The 23,066-nt window shown below is 45.2% G+C and carries 18 protein-coding genes; 11 read left to right on the forward strand and 7 right to left on the reverse strand.

Going from position 1 to position 23,066, the window contains the following annotated elements; translation table 11 throughout:
- The first annotated feature begins 97 nt into the window (after nucleotides 1-97).
- The 3 genes from R7Q46_RS30795 to R7Q46_RS09380 all read left to right on the forward strand — a co-directional run bounded on the left by R7Q46_RS30795 (nucleotide 98) and on the right by R7Q46_RS09380 (nucleotide 2,116).
- A complete protein-coding gene (locus R7Q46_RS30795; protein WP_404764861.1) occupies nucleotides 98-400 on the forward strand; it encodes an AHH domain-containing protein in 303 nt (100 codons plus the stop codon).
- Entirely contained in the window at nucleotides 397-987 is a 591-nt protein-coding gene (locus R7Q46_RS09375; RefSeq protein WP_064377420.1) for a hypothetical protein, read from the forward strand. Before R7Q46_RS30795 ends, R7Q46_RS09375 begins: the two co-directional genes overlap by 4 nt.
- A 325-nt stretch (nucleotides 988-1,312) precedes the next feature.
- Nucleotides 1,313-2,116 (forward strand): MetQ/NlpA family ABC transporter substrate-binding protein, encoded by an 804-nt coding sequence (locus tag R7Q46_RS09380; protein WP_017633488.1) that lies wholly within the window; start codon nucleotides 1,313-1,315, stop codon nucleotides 2,114-2,116.
- Nucleotides 2,117-2,211: 95 nt separating this feature from the next.
- On the opposite strand, the gene R7Q46_RS09385 is transcribed toward R7Q46_RS09380, so the two are convergent.
- On the reverse strand, nucleotides 2,212-2,487 hold the full coding sequence (locus R7Q46_RS09385; protein WP_005379716.1) for a hypothetical protein: 276 nt from the start codon (nucleotides 2,485-2,487) through the stop codon (nucleotides 2,212-2,214).
- Nucleotides 2,488-2,710: 223 nt separating this feature from the next.
- Nucleotides 2,711-3,430 carry an SIMPL domain-containing protein gene (locus tag R7Q46_RS09390; RefSeq protein ID WP_005379714.1) on the reverse strand — a complete coding sequence of 240 codons (720 nt, stop codon included), beginning with the start codon at nucleotides 3,428-3,430 and terminating at the stop codon, nucleotides 2,711-2,713.
- A 233-nt stretch (nucleotides 3,431-3,663) separates the two neighbouring features.
- On the opposite strand from R7Q46_RS09390, the gene R7Q46_RS09395 reads away from it, so the two are divergent.
- The 5 genes from R7Q46_RS09395 (at nucleotide 3,664) to dhaR (ending at nucleotide 11,923) form a co-directional block, all read left to right on the forward strand.
- A complete protein-coding gene (locus R7Q46_RS09395) occupies nucleotides 3,664-5,427 on the forward strand; it encodes a lysophospholipid acyltransferase family protein (protein ID WP_318077461.1) in 1,764 nt (587 codons plus the stop codon).
- A 595-nt stretch (nucleotides 5,428-6,022) separates the two neighbouring features.
- Entirely contained in the window at nucleotides 6,023-7,975 is a 1,953-nt protein-coding gene (locus tag R7Q46_RS09400) for a PTS mannitol transporter subunit IICBA (RefSeq protein ID WP_005379710.1), read from the forward strand.
- A gap of 111 nt (nucleotides 7,976-8,086) precedes the next feature.
- Nucleotides 8,087-9,235, forward strand: a complete 1,149-nt coding sequence (locus R7Q46_RS09405; protein WP_318077462.1) for a mannitol-1-phosphate 5-dehydrogenase — start codon at nucleotides 8,087-8,089, stop codon at nucleotides 9,233-9,235.
- A gap of 86 nt (nucleotides 9,236-9,321) precedes the next feature.
- Nucleotides 9,322-9,852: an MltR family transcriptional regulator gene (locus R7Q46_RS09410; protein ID WP_005379708.1), complete on the forward strand. Its 531-nt coding sequence runs from the start codon at nucleotides 9,322-9,324 to the stop codon at nucleotides 9,850-9,852.
- Between the two features lie 145 nt (nucleotides 9,853-9,997).
- The gene (gene dhaR / locus R7Q46_RS09415; protein WP_318077463.1) at nucleotides 9,998-11,923 is read left to right on the forward strand and encodes a dihydroxyacetone kinase operon transcriptional regulator DhaR; all 1,926 of its coding nucleotides are present in this window, start codon (nucleotides 9,998-10,000) and stop codon (nucleotides 11,921-11,923) included.
- A 77-nt stretch (nucleotides 11,924-12,000) separates the two neighbouring features.
- Here the strand turns inward: dhaR and ptsP are convergent, their stop codons facing one another.
- From ptsP to dhaK, 3 genes are read right to left on the reverse strand one after another with little or no spacing between them, the layout of a single operon-like run.
- A complete protein-coding gene (gene ptsP / locus R7Q46_RS09420; RefSeq protein WP_318077464.1) occupies nucleotides 12,001-14,400 on the reverse strand; it encodes a phosphoenolpyruvate--protein phosphotransferase in 2,400 nt (799 codons plus the stop codon).
- A 1-nt stretch (nucleotide 14,401) separates the two neighbouring features.
- Nucleotides 14,402-15,037 carry a dihydroxyacetone kinase subunit DhaL gene (dhaL, locus tag R7Q46_RS09425; RefSeq protein WP_318077465.1) on the reverse strand — a complete coding sequence of 212 codons (636 nt, stop codon included), beginning with the start codon at nucleotides 15,035-15,037 and terminating at the stop codon, nucleotides 14,402-14,404.
- A gap of 15 nt (nucleotides 15,038-15,052) precedes the next feature.
- Nucleotides 15,053-16,111, reverse strand: a complete 1,059-nt coding sequence (gene dhaK / locus R7Q46_RS09430) for a dihydroxyacetone kinase subunit DhaK (RefSeq protein ID WP_020904270.1) — start codon at nucleotides 16,109-16,111, stop codon at nucleotides 15,053-15,055.
- 353 nt (nucleotides 16,112-16,464) lie between these two features.
- Between dhaK and R7Q46_RS09435 the strand changes: the two genes are divergently transcribed.
- Nucleotides 16,465-17,547: a glycerol dehydrogenase gene (locus R7Q46_RS09435; RefSeq protein WP_005379703.1), complete on the forward strand. Its 1,083-nt coding sequence runs from the start codon at nucleotides 16,465-16,467 to the stop codon at nucleotides 17,545-17,547.
- A 90-nt stretch (nucleotides 17,548-17,637) separates the two neighbouring features.
- Here the strand turns inward: R7Q46_RS09435 and glmS are convergent, their stop codons facing one another.
- Together glmS and R7Q46_RS09445 are read right to left on the reverse strand one after the other, a co-directional pair.
- Nucleotides 17,638-19,470: a glutamine--fructose-6-phosphate transaminase (isomerizing) gene (gene glmS / locus R7Q46_RS09440; protein WP_033906046.1), complete on the reverse strand. Its 1,833-nt coding sequence runs from the start codon at nucleotides 19,468-19,470 to the stop codon at nucleotides 17,638-17,640.
- 110 nt (nucleotides 19,471-19,580) lie between these two features.
- Nucleotides 19,581-20,342 (reverse strand): DeoR/GlpR family DNA-binding transcription regulator, encoded by a 762-nt coding sequence (locus tag R7Q46_RS09445; protein ID WP_005379701.1) that lies wholly within the window; start codon nucleotides 20,340-20,342, stop codon nucleotides 19,581-19,583.
- A 433-nt stretch (nucleotides 20,343-20,775) separates the two neighbouring features.
- On the opposite strand from R7Q46_RS09445, the gene pykF reads away from it, so the two are divergent.
- Nucleotides 20,776-22,188 carry a pyruvate kinase PykF gene (gene pykF, locus R7Q46_RS09450; protein ID WP_005392243.1) on the forward strand — a complete coding sequence of 471 codons (1,413 nt, stop codon included), beginning with the start codon at nucleotides 20,776-20,778 and terminating at the stop codon, nucleotides 22,186-22,188.
- 157 nt (nucleotides 22,189-22,345) lie between these two features.
- Nucleotides 22,346-23,032, forward strand: coding sequence for a GntR family transcriptional regulator (locus R7Q46_RS09455; protein ID WP_080659233.1), 687 nt, complete (start codon nucleotides 22,346-22,348; stop codon nucleotides 23,030-23,032).
- The last annotated feature ends 34 nt before the right edge of the window (nucleotides 23,033-23,066 follow it).

Consider the following 23,066-nt stretch of genomic DNA (forward strand, 5'->3'; position numbering starts at 1 on the left):
TTAAAGAGTGGGGGATCGGCCTGGCAATTAACCCGGTCCAGAATATTCGTAAGCCCACCACATTATTCCAGGAAAAGGTCGGTTCAAACAAACAGCAATTCAGGCAGCTCGACTTGAGCTGCACATGCACCAAATAGGTATAAATGATCCAAGAAATGGGATCTGGATGATTAACTTCAAAAAGAACAACGACTTGAATTGGGTTGACCCAAAATCACCGGCACACCGTTCAATACATCGATTTAACTATGAGAACTGGATCGCAAGAATATTTGTGACTGGTGGTATGACAAAACAGATGGTAATAGCTCGATTAAATAGGATTAAAATGAGCTTGAAGGATGGAGAATACCCTTCAAAGATTACTCAGAAAAAAGATGTAAGTTGGAATGGCTCATGACTGTTTATAGAATCACAGAAGATCCTGCTAAGTTTAAAACTCTTTCATTATTGCCTAGTGACCTAGCTGAACAATTAGGTGACTTTGAGCTTGTAAGAGACATACTGCATCAACCTTCGCACAATTCATCACTCCAACCGATATGGGGTAAGGTTAATTCGGAGTTTGCAGATGTTCTCAAGAAAGATTCGGAAACTCCAGATATAAGTATTTGGTGTAATACATTCCTCATATTTTCACCCAAAGCATTCAATTACTTACATAACAAGTTGTCGACATGTGGAGAGTTTTTGCCGATCAATGTAGGTAGTGAAACTTGGTATTTCTATACAGCACTGACATTCGCAAGAGAGAACAAACAGTTAACGATTCCCAAAGTTGAATACGGTGAATTGATAGGATTGGAGACACTAGTCTTCGACGAAGAAGATACTCAAGATAAATATATCTTCAAGTCAGTAGAGGAAGGCCCCGTAAACCTATTCTGTACAGATATACTTCGAGAATTAGTGACCGAACATAAGTTGACAGGTATCGGTTTCTCAGAAGATCTAACAGGTTTAGATTTCATTGATGAGGCGGTGTAATTTCACTTGTTGGGTTACTTAAGCAAGTTAAGGAGAACTTCTGCGTTGGTGATATGACATTCGAAAAGCTCAGCTCTGCAGCAACTATCGAATGAGTAATGATATCTACGCCTAATGCAGCTTCTCGAGGCTCTACACTTCCCGTCAGTAACACTTTTTGACCTTCCACTCAGCTTGATCAAAAATTAAGCCCCAAAACATCATACAAATTTTTGTAGCAATGAAACAAAATGTCCGCTCGTGATTTAAACCATTGACCCTCAGACAACTTCTGATAGTATGGACATATAAACGTATGGACGTCTAAATCAAAAATGGAGCTACAATGAAAAGTATTGGTCACTTAAAGAAACTAGCTTTGATTCTCACGGCAGTAGTCGGCTTAAGCGCTTGTGGAGAAAAAGATGACTCTGTCATTAAAGTGGGCGCGACAGTTGGACCACATGCACAAGTAGTCGAGGCGGTAGCGAAGGAGGCAGCGAAGCAAGGTTTGAATGTCGAAGTCATTGAGTTTTCTGACTACGTGACACCTAATGCCGCTCTTAGCGATGGTAGCATCGATATTAATAGCTATCAGCACCAGCCATTTTTAGACAACTTCAACAGTAGCCATAACGCCCAATTAGTATCAATTGGTCAGTCCATTCTTATGCGTATGGGGCTTTATTCCAATAAGTATCGCTCACTGCAAGAGCTTCCAAACAATGCACGTATAGCGCTTCCAAATGACCCTACCAACGGTGGTCGTGGTCTGTTGCTACTCGCCGATGCAGGTTTAATTGAGCTGAAACAGGGTGTTGGCCATAAAGCCGCCCTAACTGATATCACAAAAAACGCAAAATCATTTGAATTTGTCGAGGTAGATGCCGCTCAGCTACCAAGAACATTAGATGATGTGGACGCGGCTGCGATTACAATGAACTACGTAATGTCTTCTGGTTTAGATCCGAAGAAACAAAGTATCTATCTTGAAGCAAAAGACGCCCCATTAGCAGTCATGGTCATCGCCACTCGTGACGCAGACAAAAATAATGAAGCGTATAAAAAGTTCGTTTCTATTTATCAATCTCAAGCGATTCGTGATTATCTCGATCGTACGTTCAAAGGCACAATCGAAGCAGCTTTTTAATCAATAAAGCAGCGAATACTTTGCCCCACGAATCAGATAGAAAAGAGGCTAATGTTTTCTCATAGCCTCTTCTTTTCATTACTCACTAAATCGACTCATTGTCGACTTTCAGCCTCTAACTTCATTGCCAAATAAGCTTGATCAGCAGAAACCAATTCAGGGCGGTTAATCAACTTCCAGAGGAAGTATGGTGGGATTAAAAATACGATGAAGTAGAGAGATTCATGGAAAAAAACATCGGCTATCGTTTGCTGATGCTCCCAAAGTGCCGTCAGTGCGAAGAGCTCTAACATCACGCCTAATACGCCAAAGACGACAGAGACAACAATCGCTAAACCCAGTAGTTCTCTAACAAAGTGCTTGTATGCCATGATACTAATTCCTTCTAGCAATAAGTCATACTAACTTACGCTCATAAGAAACAAGTGAGCTTGATTATTATCAAACTCACCTCATCACTGTTAAAAACTTAGTTTTATAAAAAAGTACTTGTATATAGCGTCAGCGAAGACTGATTTCCCTATCACAGAGCATAGATACCTCTACAAATAGAAGGTGATGGAACGACCAACTATTGACTATATGAGCGCAACTTTAATCAGATAAGTAATATTGAACCGTCGATACCACTCGTACTTTCTTAATGTAAGGCGTGTTGCTGTCTCGGTCATAAATCGAGAACTGCCCTTGAGTTGCACGTTTGATCTTACCCAGTGAACTCTGTGAGTCTTTCGCAAATTTCTCAGCCACTTCACGCGCATTCTTAGTCGCTTCTTCGATCATGTCTGGCTTCACATCATTCAGCTTAGTAAAGCTGTACTCAACACGATTTGCATAAGGATCTTGGTTAAGCAAAACGCCTTGCTTTCCTAGCTCACCTATTTCATTGATTGCCGCTCGAACAACATCAACACTCTGGCTATAAACCGTAACGGTTCGCGAGGCCAAATAACGATACTCAATGTCTTGCTCGCTCCCATATTGCTGTGCTTTTCTGTCAATGACCGCTGGGGAAGAAAGGGAAACGCTGGTTTCAGGAAGCCCTTTGGCACTTAGAAAGTCCAAAATCAAACGAGTTTGCTGGTCAATTTCATCAAACATGGCTCCCATATCATTACTCGCTAGAGTAAATTGAATCGGCCAAATCACCGTATCAGCAGGATACTCACGCTCCGACAAACCTTTTACTGTCACGACTCTTTCATAGGCTCGGTATTTCACCGCCGTCTGCTGCATAAAATAGCCAAGTATGCCAAGACCAAGTATCAAACTTAGCCCAATCCAAAGTGCTGCTTTATTGGAAACTCGTTCCATTATTTCCCCCTGATAAATATCAACTTAGCTTAATCTTTGTTCTAGATAAGATAGCCTATCTCTTGTTTTAAGAGGGAGACATAACGCGAGTTTTGATTCATAGCACAGTGATATACCGTTTTCTTTAGTCAATAAAGCTTCATTGGTTTGTCACCAAAGGCTCATGCTTTTGCCTCTGAATTGTCATCTGTAATTTCTACTATCCAATCAGCAACTTGTACGCTGAGGTAAATATGGATAGTTCGACCCCTTTTCGTCTCCCACGTAAAACGCCGTTTGGCATTGGTGAAAACGTTGCTGAATGGGCAACCGGTTTAAACCAACTTGATAAGTTCTACGCCCAACGCCCCGTTAATGCCGATATCAAAACTTTTCTCCGCTTCACGCTGGATATCTTAGGTATCGATTATCGCATTGCTCATGGTTCACTCGACTCAGTACCTAAACAAGGAGCTACCGTCATTGTGGCGAACCACCCGCTTGGTTGTGTGGAAGGCGTCATCTTGGCCGAACTCTTGTTGATGGTACGAGACGATATCCAAATTCTAGCCAATCAATACCTGAAAACCGTACCAGAGTTAGATCAGCTCTTCATTGGTGTCGATGTGTTTGAAGGCAGAGACGCCGTCAAATCGAATATGAAGGCCCTCAGAGCGGCTAATAAACACCTCGCAAGTGGCGGCTTATTGCTTGTCTTTCCTGCCGGTGAGGTTTCCCAGTTAGTCGATGCCAAACAGCAACGCTTGGAAGACAAAGCGTGGAGTCGAAGCGTAAGTAGCCTGATCCGCAAAAACAAAGCAACGACAGTTCCAGTATTCATCAGTGGTCAGAACTCGAAACGCTTCTATATGGCAGGGAAAATCCATCCACTTTTGCGCACCCTACTGCTTGGGCGAGAACTGCTGAACAAACAGGCGCAAACCATCAACTTATCCTTTGGCCAAGCGATAAAATTTAAAGAGATCAACACGCTTAACGATGATCAAGTAGTGAACTATTTGCGGCTCAACACTTACTTACTCAATCGTGAAATCCAATCGGTGAAGCCCTCTTCCTCATCAGAACGGCTCTCACCAATAGCGGCAGGGTTACCCGTAGGCGAATTGCTTGAAGAACTGAACAACTTACCAAAAGAGTCCAAGCTGCTAACAAGTGGTGAGTTCGATGTTTACTGCACGGAGTCGCAGAGTATCCCTTCCCTACTGCATGAAATTGGTCGCCTACGTGAGCTCAATTTCCGACAAGTTGGCGAAGGGACTGGACTAGCAATAGACATTGACCATTTCGATCATGATTACCTGCATCTGTTTGTGTGGGACAGAGAGAACCAATGCTTGGTGGGCGCGTATCGTTTAGGTCTGGTTGATCAACTGATTGAAAAGCGCGGCGTAGCAGGTCTGTATTCACGAACGTTGTTTAACTATGACCAACGCTTTATCGACCAAATGGGTAAATCCATTGAGATGGGGCGCTCTGTGATTGCACAGCAATATCAAAAGAGCATGAGCGCGCTACTGCTACTGTGGAAAGGCATCGCAACGTTCGTTCATCAAAACCCAGATTACACTCACCTATTTGGTCCGGTAAGCATTAGCAACGATTATAGCGATACTGCACGTCAATTACTGGCTCAATCAATGACACTGCACCACTACGACAACAATTGCGCAGAGTACGTCACACCTTCTAACCCACTTCCTGAGCACCACCGTGACTGGAACACCAGCATGCTCACTGCTCTGGGTGATTTACAGCTATTGTCACGTGTCATTGCCAGAATCGATGAAGGGAAAGGAGTGCCCGTTTTGCTGCGTCAGTACTTAAGCCTCAATGGCAAGCTGGTATGCTTCAACGTCGACCCTGCATTCAATAACGCTCTAGATGGATTGATTATGGTGGATTTGCGCGATGTTCAAGAAAAGACGTTGGCAAGGTATATGGGACGCGAGCAAGCTCATGACTACCTCGTCTATCATACTAATAGCAACGATGATTAAGAACAGTGATTAAGTAGAGAGTTGGGAATCACAAGAAGAACCGTGTGGCGACTCTCTTTATTTACCCTTTCATCAACTAATTAGGCGTGCTCCGTGAAGTGCGCCGAAAAGACTCTTATAGATACAATCTATCGAAAGATCTAGATAGCATTTATCTCACCAATTCCGTCACAAACTTTCACAAAAAACAAAAACAGATCCAAGTCACACTTTAAATCCACCACAACTCAACACAAAACGTGATATTGATCATCACAAGCATTTAATTCGAATTTCAAAAAAAATCAAAAGTGATCAAAGTCACAAAGTATTTTTATTTTAAATTTGTCAGAAGATCGGATTGATCACTAAGATTTTTATTGACAGGTTTGAAAGTTGCTTTTTGTTATTAAGTTACAAGTTAATAAGTTGAACTTGGTCACTTAAAAACCGTTTCTCAGCCTAAGAAATGCGGGCGTAGATCACAAAAAACCCGTTGTCAGTTCCAATTGGAAAATGTGTGGTAAATTGATTGGGTACTAAGCAATCAAACAAACGGTTTTGGCGAACCGTTTACTACAACAAGATACATCAGAACATCGAACGGGGAATTGTTATGATATCACCAGATGCCAAGATCAAGATACAAAATTTTGGTCGTTTTCTGTCAAACATGGTAATGCCAAACATCGGCGCGTTTATCGCGTGGGGCTTTATCACTGCTCTATTTATCCCAACTGGATGGCTACCAAACGAAACGTTAGCCTCTATGGTTGGCCCAATGATTACCTACTTGCTGCCACTACTTATCGGTTACACCGGTGGTAAATTAGTTGGTGGCGATCGTGGTGCGGTAGTCGGTGCAATCACAACAATGGGTGTGATTGTCGGCACAGACATCCCAATGTTTATGGGGGCAATGATGGTCGGCCCAATGGGCGGCTGGGCTATCAAGAAATTCGATAACTACATCGATGGTAAAGTAAAAAGTGGCTTCGAGATGTTGGTTAACAACTTCTCTGCGGGCATCATCGGCATGCTATGTGCGATCCTTGCTTTCATCTTTATCGGTCCATTCGTAAAAATTCTTTCTGGTGGCTTGGCGGCTGGCGTTAACTTCCTAGTTTCTGCTCACCTACTACCACTGACTTCAATCTTCGTTGAACCTGCGAAGATCCTGTTCCTAAACAATGCGATCAACCACGGTATTTTCTCTCCACTGGGTATCCAACAAGCGTCTGAAACAGGTCAATCGATCTTCTTCCTAATCGAAGCAAACCCAGGTCCTGGTCTAGGTATCCTGCTAGCTTACATGGTGTTTGGTAAAGGTACGGCTCGTCAAACGGCAGGTGGTGCATCAATCATCCACTTCTTCGGCGGTATCCACGAGATTTACTTCCCATACATCCTAATGAACCCTCGCCTAATCCTTGCGGCTATCGCAGGTGGTATGACTGGCGTATTCGTTCTAACTATCTTTAACGCAGGTATCGTTTCTCCAGCATCACCAGGTTCAATCTTTGCAATCTTGTTGATGACTCAGAAAGGCTCAATCGTTGGTGTTCTAGCGTCTATCGCAGCAGCAACAGGCGTGTCATTCGCCGTAGCAGCACTGCTAATGAAGACTCAAACGTCAACAGAAGAAGACGGTGATGAAGCAGCACTAGAGAAAGCAACATCACAAATGAAAGACATGAAATCTGCATCTAAAAACGATGCGGTGGTAAACAGCCAAAGCAAAGGTGACGTAGACCTAGCGACAGTACAAAGCATCATTGTCGCTTGTGATGCGGGCATGGGCTCGAGTGCAATGGGCGCGAGCATGCTACGCAAAAAGGTTCAAGACGCAGGTCTGAACATCCACGTAACCAACCTTGCCATTAACAGCTTACCAGAGAGTGCAGATATCGTGATTACTCATAAAGACTTAACGGATCGTGCACGTAAGCATGCTCCAAACGCACACCACATTTCATTGACTAACTTCCTAGACAGCGAGATGTACAACCAGCTAGTCACCAAACTACTAGCAGCGCAAAACCAATCCGCAGCCAATGACGACCAAATGGTAAAAGTTTCGCTCGTGGCAGCAAACGACGACAACTTCGAGCCACAGCAAACGTCGGTGTTCCAAATCCAGCGTGAAAACATTCACCTAGGTTTGAAAGCTGCCAACAAAGAAGAAGCGATTCGCTTCGCGGGTAACAAGTTGGTCGAACTTGGCTACGCAGAACCAGAATACGTAGACGCGATGTTTGAGCGTGAAGCATTGGTTCCAACTTACCTAGGCGAATCTATCGCAGTGCCTCACGGCACGGTAGAAGCGAAAGACCGCGTGAAGAAAACCGGCATTGTAATCTGCCAATACCCATCGGGTATCCAATTTACTGAAGACGACGATGATGTAGCGAAACTGGTTATCGGCATTGCCGCTAAGAACGATGAGCACATCCAGGTGATTACCACCATTACGAACGCGCTCGATGAGCCGGAGGCAATTGAGAAGCTAACCAGCACCAACGATGTGGAAGAGATTCTGAACATCCTTGGCGGTCAACAAGCGGCTTAATTACCCCTTTAATTTGCTCCTGAGGCAAATGAGGTCAGCTGTCACCCCCTATGCGGTTGGCCTCCCCCTAGTTTCGTAAGTCAACATTTTAGACATTGGTAGGTAAGAATTATGAAAAACGCAGTTCATTTTGGCGCAGGTAACATTGGTCGTGGCTTCATCGGAAAACTCTTAGCAGATGCAGAAGTCGAGGTCACATTTGCAGACGTTGACGCTCCACTCGTCGACCAACTGAGTCACAAGCAAGAATACAAAGTAAAAGTGGTCGGTACTGAGTGCCAAATCGACACAGTAACTCACGTCACCGCGGTAAACTCAGCCAGTGAAGATGTCATCGACCGCATTGTAAAAACCGACTTGGTAACAACAGCGGTTGGCCCTAACGTACTGGACATCATTGCAAAAACCATCGCTACCGGCATTGCTAAACGCTTTGCAGCAGGTAACGATAAACCATTGAACATCATCGCGTGCGAAAACATGGTTCGTGGCACGACTCACCTAAAAGGTGAAGTGTACAAACATTTGGATGAATCATTACACGCGAAAGCAGACGAGCTAGTTGGCTTCGTCGACTCCGCAGTGGACCGCATCGTACCACCAGCAGAAGCGGCGAACGATGACCCACTAGAAGTCACTGTAGAGAGTTTTAGCGAATGGATTGTGGATGAGCAGCAATTCAAGGGCGAAATCCCTGACATAGCTGGCATGGAAAGAACCAACAACCTAATGGCATTCGTAGAACGCAAGCTATTCACTCTCAATACAGGCCACTGCATTACCGCTTACCTAGGTTGCTTGAAAGGCCATCGCACCATTCGTGAAGCAATTGAAGACCCAAGCATTCACGCTGAAGTAAAACAGGCGATGCAAGAGAGTGGTGAAGTGCTGATCAAACGCTACGGCTTCGACCGTGACATGCACAACGCCTACATCGAGAAGATTTTAGGACGCTTTGCCAACCCATACTTAGTGGATGAGGTGGATCGCGTAGGTCGTCAACCAATTAGAAAATTGGGTGCAAACGATAGATTAGTGAAGCCTTTACTCGGTACAATTGAGTATGACACTGAAAATAAAACACTTTTGAAAGGCATTGCCGCTGCGTTGAAGTACACTAACGACACCGACCCACAAGCAGTAGAACTGCAAACCTCATTAAAAGAAGTGGGTGTGAAGAAGACGCTAGCGACATACACAGGTCTTGCAGAAGACAGTGATGAAGTGGCTCAAATCGAGACACTTTACAACCAACTTTGATTTACCTAGGGGAGCTCGGCTCCCCTTCTATGTCCTTCTCTGCTTGAAGAGTTGGGATAGCTAATAATTAGAAATGTATTCAGTATATGGCAGATAACATCAACGAAACCGAGATCATTGAGCGATTAAACAGCGCACCATCGGTACGAGGCTTTTTCATTGCAGCAGTCGACGTTTTTAACGATTCGATCGACGGGTTGGTGCAAAGAATCTTTCGTAAAGATAACTTCGCTGTTCAATCGGTTGTCGGTCCGCTGTTACAAGACTCTGGACCGCTGGGCGATCTGTCTGTTCGTTTGAAGTTATTGTTTGGCTTGGGAGTGCTCCCCGATGACATTTACCACGACATCGAAGACATCATCAAACTCAAAAACCAACTCAATAGTGACGCTTCAGATTACGAATTCACTGACCCGAATATTCTAGAACCAATTAAGAAACTGCACTTGGTGAAGAAGATGGGTATGGTACAACTGGAAGTCAGCGAACCAGATGACGACATCGACCTTGAGTTTTATCAGCTACAACTGCAACGTCAACAACAAATCATTAAGTCAGGGCTCTCACTTGCCATTGTCGAGATTTGCAATGAGCTCGGCAAAGACAGCCCTTTTTAATCGAAAAACTGGCAAGGAAGCCTCCTCAACTCCCCCCTCTTTTTGCACATTCTTCTATACAACGTGCGTGAAAGCCATCACAGTCCATATTCCGATGTCTCTGTAACATCAGACCAATCTATCGCTAGTATTGAAACGGTATCGCATGCTTTCAATCGAAGACACTAAAACTAAGTGGGAGTTTTTCCAGAAACACCACTGGGTATCTCCAGAATTTTCCCGCACTCCCGTCCTCGAGTCGTGGGAGCGTTGCATAAAGCAATGCAGCCCTTACACCTGGTCAAAACCACATATTGCTTCTGGATTTACCTTCTCATCTCTAATGAAGCGCAACGAGCATCTCATCGAATGCGCCACGACCGTACTTGAAGATACGTACGATATGCTTGGTGACGAAGACCTGGTGTTGATGGTAACCGATGGCAACGGCTGTATTCTCTCCACCGTCGGGCACGACTCTATGCGACAAGAGATGCAAACGCTCGGCATAAAACAAGGCTGTTTTCTCTCCGAAGGAAAGATAGGCACAAATGCAGTCAATCTCTGTATCAACACTCATATCCCGTGTGAAGTTTTTGCTGCCGAACATTTCAATCGCCACTTGCACTCTTATGCCTCTGTAGCGGCGCCTGTTTTCGACCAATTTGGCAAATTACGCGGTACAACATGCCTTTTCAGAAAAGCGGAAAGCTATAAGAAAGAAGACTTAGTCATCATCGCGTCGAGCGCGAAAGAAGTCAGCTTGCAAATCCACATTCAGTCGGAACAAGAAAACATGAACCGCCTTACTTGTGCGCACAACGCAACGTTAGAATGCATGGATGACGGCCTTCTGGCCTGGGATGAAGAAAGCCGTATAACCATGGTAAATCACCAGTCCGAGCGTTTGTTAAACATTGAAGCCAGTCAGGTCTTGGATAAAGAAGTCTTTGCTGTTTTACGCTTCCCGCCAAATGTCCTCAATAGTATTGAGTCGGGTGCAAGCATCAACCGAAAACTCACAACGGTAGAGGTTCGTGGCGAGTTTGTTGAGGCGATCATCACCTTGCGTCCACTCAATGACGGCACACACTTATTGTTCTTGCACCCTATCGATAAAATTCGCGAACTTGCTCAACAACAAATAGGTGGCAGTGCGCGCTATACGTTCAGCACTTTGCCCGTCATTTCACGAAAAATGAAGCATGTCATTACCGTGGCAAAACGGGCCATAAAGTCCAAATCACCGATTCTAATTACGGGTGAAGAAGGTGTAGGAAAAGCCACTCTCGCCATGGCGATTCATAACGAAAGCACCTACAAAGAAGGGCCATTCATTACGCTCAACTGTCGCTCCATCAATACAGAGCAACTGGTCAAAGAAACCCTAGGCTACGACGAAGGGCAAGGCATGCCTTCTAAGTTTGAGCTCGCCCATGGCGGTACGCTCTTTTTAGAAAAGGTGGAATATCTGTCGCCCGATTTACAAGCCGTGCTACTTAAGTTGTTAAAAACTGGGCTCGTCAGCCGCAGCGACAGTTTGCGATTGATCCCCGTAGATTTTCAACTTATTACCAGCACCTCTTCAGAGATCAGCGAGTATGTCACTCAGCGCTCATTTGGTCGGCAACTTTATTATGAAATCTCCTCGAACGAGCTGCATATTCCACCACTACGAAAGCGTAAAGAAGACATTGAATTTCTCGTCCAGCAACTTATCAGCCATTATGAACGCCGCCACAATGTGACGATCTCGATAGAGCCAGTCGCACTGGAAGCGTTGATGAATTTTCGTTGGTCAGGCAACAACTCTGAATTAAGAAATCGAACTGAGCGAATTTTGCTTAACCGCAGTTCCAACTTAATCAAGCTGAACGATATTCCTGAAGACATTAAACTGAATTCTCGCCATACCGCAGAAAATACGCCAGTAATCACGTTAGAAGAAGCCGAGAGAAGAGCTATCGTTCAGGCTTGGAATCAGTGTGATGGCAAAATGCATGATATGGCGAAAGCATTGCAAATTGGCCGCACGACCTTATGGAGAAAAATTAATAAGTTTGGGCTGCAGGAGCAAATGAAGCTGTATTAAGCCAAGAAGTGGCGTTCCTACGAAAGTAAAACCGGCGTAAGCACGCCGGTACAGATGTACTAACGATAAGATATCGACTAAACATCGACAGACAACTGACGAATCTGCGCTTTTAGTCCCGGGAGCATACTTGAACTGGCGCTGAATTTTCGCAACCCCAAGCGAAGCAATGTTTCTGTGGCATTTGGATCGCCAGCCATCTCACCACACATACTAACCGGTATGCCCGCGCGATCGCCTGCTGCACACGTGAGCTCAATGGCTTTTAGTACCGATGGTTCAAAGTAGTTCACCAATTCAGCAACGGCGGCGTTACCTCGATCGGCGGCCATAACATATTGAGTCAAATCATTGGTGCCGATAGAGAAAAAGTCGACTTCTTGGGCTAACGCATCAGCATTTAATACCGCGGCTGGCACCTCAATCATAATACCAACGGGCAAATGAGTCGCATCCAAGCCGAGTTGGTTTGCTTGATGCGCCAACAGCGCTGTTACTTTTCTCACTTCTTCAACCTGAGCCACCATCGGTATCATCAATTGAATATTCGGTTGCTCGTGAAAGGCTCTCAGAATGGCTCGAAGTTGAGCGGTAAACAATGACTCATGTTGAAGGCACAACCGCACCCCTCTCAAACCTAAAAATGGATTATCTTCTGCTGGCATAGGATAAGCGGCTAAAGGCTTGTCACCGCCAACATCTAGACTACGAATCGTAAGTGGCTTATCACCAAGTGCGGCAGCAATATCACGATACACTTGATATTGCGCTTCCTCAGTCGGCAACTCATCACTGTTTTGAAATAGAAACTCAGTCCGAAATAGACCAACGCCCTCAGCCCCCGATGTTAGTGCATCATCAATATCTTTCGGTCCACCAATATTGGCGAATACTGGAATATGGACACCATCACAGGTGACTGCGGCTTGCTGAGCACTCGCTAATGCACGTTGTCGGATGCTTTGCCACTCAATTTGCTGAGCTTCTAATTCCTGCTGTACGGCATCTGAAGGAGAGAACCATAAATGCCCTCGGAAGCCATCAATAGTCACCACTTGACCAGCACGCACAGCATCAAGGCAGCCCTGAGCTTTAACGATGGCAGGAATCCCCATCGCACGAGCAAGAATCGCACTGTGAGAGGTTTTCCCTCCCTCACTCAAACAGATACCAAGCACTTTCGATTTATCAAGCCCGGCCACATCAGAAGGCATCAGGTCGCGGCCCAACAAAATACTCGGTTCCTGAATGTCGATGGCATTAGGCGTTACGCCTGTCATTTCGACCATAACTTGGCGTGCGATATCATGCACATCTGCTTCACGCTCCCGCATGTACTGACTTTCTGCCTGGCGAAACTCTTCGGCCAACGTTTGCAGTGATTCTATCCAAGCTTGCTCGGCTATCATGCCCGTTTGAATTCGCGCCTCAACCGATGCCCATAACTCTGGGTCACTGAGCATCATGCTATGAGCAGAAAATATTTCCCCTTTCGGCTGCTTCGCTTGCTCCTGCAAATGTTGAACAACCACGCCTATCGCATGCTTAACCCGTTCAATTTCATCTTGTTCACTTTGGAAATCACGTTCAGGCACAGCTGGCATTTCATGAGTAAAAAGGACAACTGGAGCAGTAGCGATACCGTCATTGACTCGAATACCAACAACAGCACCTTCAATCTGATTTGGGACCATGTCATCGAGCAAAGTATCCGTGCTCTCTTCAGATTCGATAATGCCTTGCTCAACCGCCTCTTTTTCTCCGAAGTGCTCACTAGCTAAGGCTTCAAATGCCTTGATTGCTTCACTGGATTGAGGTCCAAGTGCGCACAGCGTGATCGTCTCTTGACTACGAACGCCAAGTTTCGCAATGCTGTTCAAGCTTTTCGCGTTCACACGGCGCTCGCCTTTTTTCAACCATAATTGGCAGTCGAAAGGCGCGAGTGCACCAACAATGGCCGCAGCGGGACGAGCATGTAATCCATGCGGATTTTGCACTACCCAATCAAATGTCCGTTCTTGCTCAAAGTTTTCTGATACTGGCGCTATCTCAGCGGATGTTAGTGGCTGATCACCAAGATGCTCTTGTTTTACGCTTAACGCATTCTGTGCCTCTTCGACTACCGTCGATAAAGGTAGTCCGGCAGCAGCAGCCACCGACGCCGCCATGGTTCCTTCAACAATAGGTGCCGAGATAAGGGTGACATTTTCCCTCACATGATCATCAATCAGGTCCAGAGCCATTTCCGTGCTAAGCAACGCGCTGCCAAGATCCATCAACACAACAACCCCTTGTTGATCTTGTACCTGCTCAATCGCTTCCATCACGGCAATGGCATCGGTTCCGATCGGGTTCTCTGGATCATCAATCCCAGCAGCAATCGCAAGCTTGGCTTTGCCTTGCGTCATTTGGGTGGCAAGTTCTGCCACCCCTTCTGCAAGTCGACGACTATGAGATACAACTACAATTCCCACCATCTTAATTACCTGCTATTGCCTGCTGGAGTCCTTTAATCATTAACAAAGAAGAGGTTGCACCGGGATCTTGGTGACCAATACTACGTTCCCCCAGATAGCTTGCTCGCCCTTTTTTCGCCAACATTTCAATCGTGGCAACCGCGTTCGTTTCTGCTAGCTCAACCATTTCATTCAGTAAGTGATCGGCGCTCATGCCATTTTCTAACGACGCCTTCACGCTAACTAAGACGGGTAACCAAACATCACACATGGTTTTATCACCCAGCTCTGCTTTACCACGAGACACCACGCCATCCACACCGCTTTTTAGTGCATCCACTAACTCTTCAAACGTTAATTTCTCTCGAGTTCCGACAGCGGCAGCCGTGCGAATAAACAGCGTGCCATACAGCGGGCCACTTGCCCCACCGACACTAGAAAGCAAGGTCATGCCCGTATTCTTGAGAATGCTGCCGATATTTTGGTCCGCAAATTGCGGCAGTTTTTCAGCAACTTTTTTAAAGCCTCGGTTCATATTGAGACCATGGTCTGCGTCACCAATATCACGATCAAGGTCGGTCAGAAAATCTTGATTCTCTTGATACGTTTTTGCACATAACTCTAACCAGTGAACGATATGTTGTTTTTCAATTTGCATGTTTGCTCCCCCCTGTTACCACTTGATCGCAGCCGTATCGACAGGAGCATCAAACAGCTCCAACATCTCTTTATCTGCTTTCAGCAACGTAATTGAAACGCCTTCCATATCAAGTGACGTACAAAAGTTACCGACCATATTACGCACGATACGGAACCCCGCTTGCTCGCAGTTATGGGCAAGACGGCGGTACACTCCGTAAAGCTCAGAAATTGGCGTTCCGCCCATACCATTCACCATCACAATATAGTCGTGTTCAGCGGCGAAAGGCTCAATGCTGGATTCCACTTCATCCCATTCACCTTCGTCACGATTCCAAATACGCAATGTGCGCTGATAAGGCGTGTTTTCAGCAACTTCAGCAAACATCTCATCCACTAACGTATCGGCGTCGGTGTATTTCACTCGCTTGATACCTGGTTCACCATGGATACCAACACCAAACTCCACTTCATCATCTTCCAGAACAAAAGATGGTTTACCCGCAGCTGGCACAACACAAGCATTAAGCGCCACGCCAAATGAACGACAGTGATTATTAACGCGACGAGCCAGTGCTTCACATTGCTCCAGCGAATAACCTTTGTTCGCGGCAGCACCAACTAACTTCTCAACTAATACCGTTCCAGCAACACCACGACGACCAGCGGTGTACAGGCTGTCTTTGACCGCCACATCGTCATCCACCAACACCGCCCCAACTTTGATACCATCGGTATGAAGCAGCTCCACGGCCGTTTCAAAGTTCAACACATCACCGGTGTAGTTTTTAATGATAAACAGCACGCCTTCACCAGTATTCACTTGGTTACCACATTCGTACATTTGATCTGGCGTAGGTGAAGTAAATACCTCTCCAGGGCAAGCACCTGTCAGCATGCCTTTACCAATAAAACCTGCGTGTAAAGGTTCATGACCACAGCCACCACCAGAAACCAATGCCACTTGCCCCGGCGTTTCCTCATGCCACATGTAACGAGGTTCGTAGTTAGCTTTTAGCTCAGGGCGGGACAATGCCAGGCCTTCCATTTGCTGCAATACAACATCATCGACTTGGTTAATTAACTTTTTCATCGTTCTATCTCATTCCATTTATATTTTTATGTAGGGTATGAATTCATCTTAAACAGAGAAAAAGCGTACTCAACAAAAATCAATCTGTTTCATATTGAAACAAAATCTTCGACATTCTCGTTTCAATATGAAACAAAAAACGACAAATTTTCCTGAATAGTGATCGTCGCCATAAAGCATGCTGATGCTTATTACTTCTGACAGTCGGTTTGACACAGAGGTCATAAAAGCATGGAACAAAATCAGAGATATCCTTAACCACTTACCACACCAAACCTAATATAAACCTTATCGCTACAATGGATTTTCATTGCAGTCAAAAACACACATAAAAAAGGTTAAAGGTTTGAATTATGGATAAAATTATTATCAGCCCAAGCAAATACGTCCAAGGTGAACAAGTACTTACATCTATCGCTCACTATGTGAAAACATTAGGTGAACGTCCGTTAGTAATTGCTGATGAGTTCGTGACTAACCTGGTTGGTGATGACGTCAAACAAAGCTTTGCTGACGAGAAGCTTCCACTCACTATGAACATTTTTGGTGGCGAATGTTCGCGCGTTGAGATTGAACGCATCACGGACATTTGTGCGACTCAAAAACATGATGTCATTGTCGGTATTGGTGGCGGTAAAACGTTAGATACAGCAAAGGCTGTTGCGTTTTACACCAAAATTCCTGTCGTGGTGGTTCCTACGATTGCCTCGACTGATGCGCCAACCTCAGCGCTTGCGGTGATATACACACCTGAAGGTGAATTTGCAGAATATTTGATGATCCCTAAAAACCCAGACATGGTCATCATGGATACGTCAGTCATCGCCAAAGCCCCAGTTCGCTTACTTGTATCGGGGATGGGCGACGCGCTTTCCACCTACTTTGAAGCTCGTGCCAATATGACTTCTGGTAAGGCAACAATGGCTGGTGGGTTAGCGACGCGTTCAGCACAAGCGCTTGCGAAACTTTGCTATGAAACCTTGCTTGAAGATGGTGTAAAAGCAAAAGCTGCGGTAGAAAATGGTGTGAGCACCAAAGCGGTAGAAAACATTATTGAAGCCAATACATACCTAAGCGGTATCGGTTTTGAAAGCAGTGGTCTAGCGGGTGCTCACGCTATTCATAACGGCCTAACTAAGCTTGAAGAGTGTCATCATCTCTATCATGGTGAGAAAGTCGCGTTCGGCACACTTGTTCAGCTGGTACTAGAAAACGCAGCGATGGAAGAGATTAATACGGTTCTTGCATTCTGCCGCTCTGTAGGTCTACCAACCAACTTATTTGATATGGGCGTTAAAGAGCTTAACCACGCTAAGTTGCGCGAGGTCGCCGAAGCCTCAACGGCCGAGGGAGAAACCATCCACAATATGCCATTCCCAGTGACGGCAGAAAATGTCTACTCTGCAATTCTAACCGCTCACCAGTTGGGTCAATAACTCCCCCCCCCCCCCCTTAAAGTGGGCTTAAATAAAAAAGCGGCACATACTCTCGCATGTGCCGCTCAGGATTTTTGCTGTTAAGCGTAATTACTCAACCGTCACCGCTTTCGCTAGGTTACGTGGTTGGTCTACGTCCGTACCTTTGATCAGTGCTACGTAGTAAGACAGCAACTGCATAGGGATGGTGTAGTAGATCGCCGCCGTGATTTCACTAACGTGAGGCATCGTGATGATCTTCATTGTCTCATCGCCTTCGAAGCCTGCATCTGCATCTGCGAATACGTATAGAAGGCCGCCACGCGCACGCACTTCTTCAACGTTTGATTTTAGCTTTTCAAGTAGGTCGTTGCTTGGTGCAACCACAACAACTGGCATGTCAGCATCAATTAGAGCCAGAGGACCGTGTTTTAGTTCACCCGCCGCGTACGCTTCTGCGTGGATGTAAGAGATCTCTTTCAGTTTTAGAGACGCTTCCATCGCGATTGGGTAGAACTCGCCACGGCCTAGGAACAATGTGTGGTGCTTGTCTGCAAAATCCGTTGCTAGTGCTTCAATTTCTTTCTCGAAAGAAAGTGCCGCGTTGATTTGCTTAGGAAGTGCGTGTAGCGCTTCAACAATCTCTTTTTCTTTCTCTTTGCTGATGCGACCTTGCTCTTTACCCAGTGCCGTTACCAGCATAAGTAGTGCAGAAAGCTGAGTCGTGAACGCTTTGGTTGAAGCCACACCGATTTCAACACCAGCGCGAGTCATGAATGCAAAATCTGATTCACGAACCAAAGAGGAACCCGCTACGTTACAGATGGTCATCGCCGCCATGTAACCTTTCTCTTTTGCTAGGCGAAGTGCTGCTAGCGTATCAGCGGTTTCACCAGACTGAGACAACGTGATCAATAGGCTGTTTGGACGAGTCACAAACTTGCGGTAACGGAATTCAGACGCAATTTCTACATCACAGCTAACGCCTGCAATGTCTTCAAACCAGTAACGTGCCGTCATACCTGCGTTGTAAGACGTACCACACGCCACGATTTGTACGTGTTCTACTTTGCTTAGAATGTCTGCCGCGTGCACACCGATCGCGTCTGTCACAACAGAGTCTGCCGTGATACGACCTTCCATTGTGTTGATCAACGCTTTAGGTTGCTCATAGATTTCTTTTTGCATGAAGTGACGGTATTGACCTTTATCACCTGCATCATGCTCTGCATTAGATTCAACTATTTCACGCTCAACTGGCTCACCCGTTGCATCAAACACAGTGACTTCACGGCGAGTAATTTCTGCTACGTCACCTTCTTCTAAGTACATGAAACGGCGCGTAACGTTAAGTAATGCAAGTTGGTCAGACGCTAGGAAGTTTTCACCTACACCAAAACCGATCACGATCGGGCTGCCTGAACGTGCTACTACGATGCGAGATGGGTCTTTGCGATCCAACGCTACCGTGCCGTATGCGCCTTCAAGTTGTTTTGCTGTTTTTTGTACCGCTTCTAATAGCGTTTCTGAAGTACGAAGTTCCCACTCAACCATGTGTGCGATAACTTCTGTATCCGTTTGCGATTCAAACACGTAGCCACGAGATTGAAGCAACTCACGCAGCTCTTCATGGTTTTCGATGATGCCGTTATGGACCACTGCGATATCACCAGACATGTGTGGGTGAGCATTGATTTCAGAAGGTTCACCGTGCGTCGCCCAACGAGTGTGCGCAATACCAGTTCCGCCGATCACTTTTGCTTCTTCTACTGCATCAGCCAATTCTTGTACTTTACCCAAGCGACGAACGCGCGTTAGGTTTGATTCGCCATCAACAACCGCAACGCCAGCAGAGTCGTAACCGCGGTACTCTAAGCGGCGTAGACCTTCAACCAAAATTTCTGCAACATCTCGTTGTGCTACTGCACCTACGATTCCACACATGTGTTTATCTCCGTTTGTAGTTTTGTTCTTCCCTAGCCATGATTTCAAATAGAGGCAGCAAGCAAAGGCCTTTATCCAGAGGGAAGTAAAATATGAAACTGATTACATTATTAGGCGCAAATGACTTTCACGCCATGTTGTTCAATCTGTACTTTATGCTCTGCTTGGATATCTGCATCGGTCACCAACACATCAACTTGATGCCAAGCGAGCTCTAAGTTTGGGATCTTACGGCCGATTTTTTCGGACTCGATCATTACGATCACTTCACGTGACGCTTCTGCCATTACCTTACTTAAGCCAACCAACTCATTAAATGTCGTGGTTCCACGCTCGAGATCGATGCCATCCGCACCGATGAATAGTTGGTCAAAGTCGTAAGCTCGTAATACAGATTCGGCCACTTTGCCTTGAAAGGACTCTGAGTGCGTATCCCAAGTACCACCAGTCATCAGCAGTGTCGGTTCGCTCTCTAATTCATTTAGGGCGTTAGCAACATGCAACGAGTTGGTCATGACCACTAAGCCACGTTTGTCATTCAACTGTTGAATCAGCGCAGCCGTCGTGCTGCCACTGTCGATCACGATGCGATTATGATCGCGAATCAATGATGCTGCTGCTTTTGCTAAGCTTAACTTTCGAGTCGAAACATTAGCGCCCAATTCTTCGTGAATGACTTCCTTTGGGATAGCAATCGCACCGCCATAGCGGCGTAGAAGTTGGCCGTTTTTCTCTAAAGAAGCTAAATCCTTTCTAATCGTGACCTCTGAGGTTTCGAATTTCTGAGCAAGTTCATCAACGCTAACTTCTCCTAGTTCAGAAACCAAGTTAGAAATGGCGTGTCTTCTTAATTGAGTATTTCGTTTCGACATTTAAGTTTTGATTTTAAGTTTCGATGTGAAACTTATTATAGTCAAACCGAAACTTTTAAGTCCATTTATTTCGATCCAAAAAATTAATATTTCTCGATAAAACCTTGTCCTAAGACAATTCTTAAACAGTGATATTGGATTCATTCAGTGGTAGAATTCGCCACCGAAAAGAAAAAAAATTACAGAATTGAAGGCTATTTTTTTGCAACTTTCTGCATATAAAGTGGGATTAGTCACAAAAAGGTAACCAAAATCGCCGATCTTTTAGTCATAAAATGACTAAACTTGGTGAAAGACTTTCAGAATCTGAAGTTCTAATAATGAGACGAAAAATCGGTGGGTGACAGGTACTAAATGTCATCAAAAACGTCCTGACTTCAGAGTAAATAACCGACTTTCAAATTGTAACTATACTTACCGGAGAGTATCTTCCATGAAAAAGACCAAAATCGTATGTACGATTGGCCCTAAAACAGAATCTGTAGAGAAGCTAACTGAACTAGTTAACGCAGGCATGAACGTAATGCGCCTTAACTTCTCTCACGGTGACTACGAAGAACACGGCACTCGTATCGCGAACTTCCGTAAAGTAATGGAAGCTACTGGCAAACCACTAGCAATTCTTCTAGATACTAAAGGTCCAGAAATCCGCACTATCAAGCTAGAAGGCGGTAACGATGTTGATCTAGTAGCAGGTCAAGAATTCACTTTCACAACTGACACTTCAGTTGTAGGTAACAAAGATAAAGTTGCAGTAACTTACGCTGGTTTCGCAGCAGACCTAAACGTAGGTAACACTATCCTAGTAGACGACGGTCTAATCGAGATGGAAGTTATCTCTAAGACTGAAACTGAAGTTAAATGTAAAGTTCTTAACAACGGTGCACTAGGCGAAAACAAAGGTGTTAACCTTCCTGGCGTTTCCGTAAACCTACCTGCACTATCTGAAAAAGATAAGAACGACCTTAAGTTTGGTTGTGAGCAAGGCGTTGACTTCGTAGCAGCTTCTTTCATCCGTAAAGCGTCTGACGTTCAAGAAATCCGTGAAGTACTTGCTGCAAACGGCGGCGAGAACATCCACATCATCTCTAAGATCGAAAACCAAGAAGGTGTTGATAACTTCGACGAGATCCTAGAGCTTTCTGACGGCATCATGGTTGCTCGTGGTGACCTAGGTGTTGAAATCCCAGCTGAAGAAGTAATCTTCGCTCAGAAAATGATGATCGAGAAGTGTAACCGTGCACGTAAGATGGTTATCACTGCAACTCAAATGCTTGATTCTATGATCAACAACCCACGTCCTACTCGTGCGGAAGCAGGCGACGTTGCTAACGCAGTAATGGACGGTACTGACGCAGTAATGCTTTCTGGTGAAACGGCGAAAGGTAAATACCCTGTTGAAGCGGTAACTATCATGGCTCAAATCGCGAACCGTACTGACTCAGCGCTAAAAGCTGAACTAGGTTCTCGACTAGACAGCCCACGTCTTCGCATCACTGAAGCAGTATGTAAAGGCGCTGTAGACACAGCTGAGAAACTAGCTGCTCCACTTATCGTTGTTGCAACTGAAGGCGGTAAGTCTGCACGTTCAGTACGTAAGTACTTCCCAACTGCAAACATTCTAGCGCTAACAACTAACAAGAAAACTGCTGCACAGCTAGTTCTAACTAAAGGTGTTACTCCTGTAGTTGTTGATTCAATCGAAAGCACTGACGCATTCTACGTAGCGGGTAAAGAACTTGCTCTAGAATCAGGTCTAGGTAACAAAGGCGATATCGTTGTTATGGTTTCTGGCGCTCTAGTTGCTTCAGGTACTACGAACACAGCTTCTGTACACGTGCTATAAGACTGAACTTTTAACACTTCAGTTTCTTGAGAAGGAGGGCTTATGCCCTCCTTTTTTATATGGCTTTCTTGCTCTCATAATAGGCTAATTGTATTATTTACCTCTATCAGAATTTCGTACTGTTTAATTTTATCGTCACGATTAAAGTTTCTATGAGGTGTATGTGTCTAGTCCCACTCTTACCGACAAAGTATTAAGAATGATCCGTCAGGATATTCTCGATGGCGAGCTTAAACCAGGTCAAAAACTCGTGGTTGCCGAACTCAAAGAGAAGTACAACGTAGGAGCGTCACCCATTCGAGAAGCATTGGTGCAATTATCTTGGAGCAAATACGTCAAACTCGAGCCGCAAAAAGGCTGCTGGGTTGCACCTGTATGTAAAGATGAGTTACATGACTTGTACGAAAGCCTGCAAATGGTCTCCGCATGCTTACTCAGTAAGGCAATTATGATTGGCGATGAAAAATGGGAACTGGATGTACTAACTGCTTATCACAAGTTATCCCGAGTAAAACCTGGCGAAAGCTTTTGTTGGAGGGAATGGGAAGAGCGCCAAAATCAGTTTCTTACTGCGCTGTTTGAAGGTGCTGGCTCTGTCAATATGTTTGGTTTTTTCCGCGATCTACTCACGCAAATTAAACGCTACCAATACTTCGCGATGCAGATTTTAGGCACAGGGAACCCTGGGCACTGTAATCTCGATGAGCAAGAAATACTGATGAAGGCATCGCTAGACAAAAAGAGTCAGGATGCTTTAGGTTATCTAGAGCGTTATTTGAGACAGTCAATACAGTGTATCGAAGCCGCCATCGACAACCAATGTCGCATACTGGCTAGCGAATAACGCTGAGACTAAAAAGCGGGGGTCTATCCCCGTT

The organism is Vibrio sp. 811 (assembly GCF_033339195.1).

Bases quoted from the DNA above. Each gene is read 5' to 3' on its own strand.
- R7Q46_RS09375 (WP_064377420.1), top strand. From the start codon at position 397: ATGACTGTTTATAGAATCACAGAAGATCCTGCTAAGTTTAAAACTCTT.
- R7Q46_RS09380 (WP_017633488.1), top strand. From the start codon at position 1,313: ATGAAAAGTATTGGTCACTTAAAGAAACTAGCTTTGATTCTCACGGCA.
- R7Q46_RS09385 (WP_005379716.1), bottom strand. From the start codon at position 2,487: ATGGCATACAAGCACTTTGTTAGAGAACTACTGGGTTTAGCGATTGTT.
- R7Q46_RS09390 (WP_005379714.1), bottom strand. From the start codon at position 3,430: ATGGAACGAGTTTCCAATAAAGCAGCACTTTGGATTGGGCTAAGTTTG.
- R7Q46_RS09395 (WP_318077461.1), top strand. From the start codon at position 3,664: ATGGATAGTTCGACCCCTTTTCGTCTCCCACGTAAAACGCCGTTTGGC.
- R7Q46_RS09400 (WP_005379710.1), top strand. From the start codon at position 6,023: ATGATATCACCAGATGCCAAGATCAAGATACAAAATTTTGGTCGTTTT.
- R7Q46_RS09405 (WP_318077462.1), top strand. From the start codon at position 8,087: ATGAAAAACGCAGTTCATTTTGGCGCAGGTAACATTGGTCGTGGCTTC.
- R7Q46_RS09410 (WP_005379708.1), top strand. From the start codon at position 9,322: ATGGCAGATAACATCAACGAAACCGAGATCATTGAGCGATTAAACAGC.
- dhaR (WP_318077463.1), top strand. From the start codon at position 9,998: ATGCTTTCAATCGAAGACACTAAAACTAAGTGGGAGTTTTTCCAGAAA.
- ptsP (WP_318077464.1), bottom strand. From the start codon at position 14,400: ATGGTGGGAATTGTAGTTGTATCTCATAGTCGTCGACTTGCAGAAGGG.
- dhaL (WP_318077465.1), bottom strand. From the start codon at position 15,037: ATGCAAATTGAAAAACAACATATCGTTCACTGGTTAGAGTTATGTGCA.
- dhaK (WP_020904270.1), bottom strand. From the start codon at position 16,111: ATGAAAAAGTTAATTAACCAAGTCGATGATGTTGTATTGCAGCAAATG.
- R7Q46_RS09435 (WP_005379703.1), top strand. From the start codon at position 16,465: ATGGATAAAATTATTATCAGCCCAAGCAAATACGTCCAAGGTGAACAA.
- glmS (WP_033906046.1), bottom strand. From the start codon at position 19,470: ATGTGTGGAATCGTAGGTGCAGTAGCACAACGAGATGTTGCAGAAATT.
- R7Q46_RS09445 (WP_005379701.1), bottom strand. From the start codon at position 20,342: ATGTCGAAACGAAATACTCAATTAAGAAGACACGCCATTTCTAACTTG.
- pykF (WP_005392243.1), top strand. From the start codon at position 20,776: ATGAAAAAGACCAAAATCGTATGTACGATTGGCCCTAAAACAGAATCT.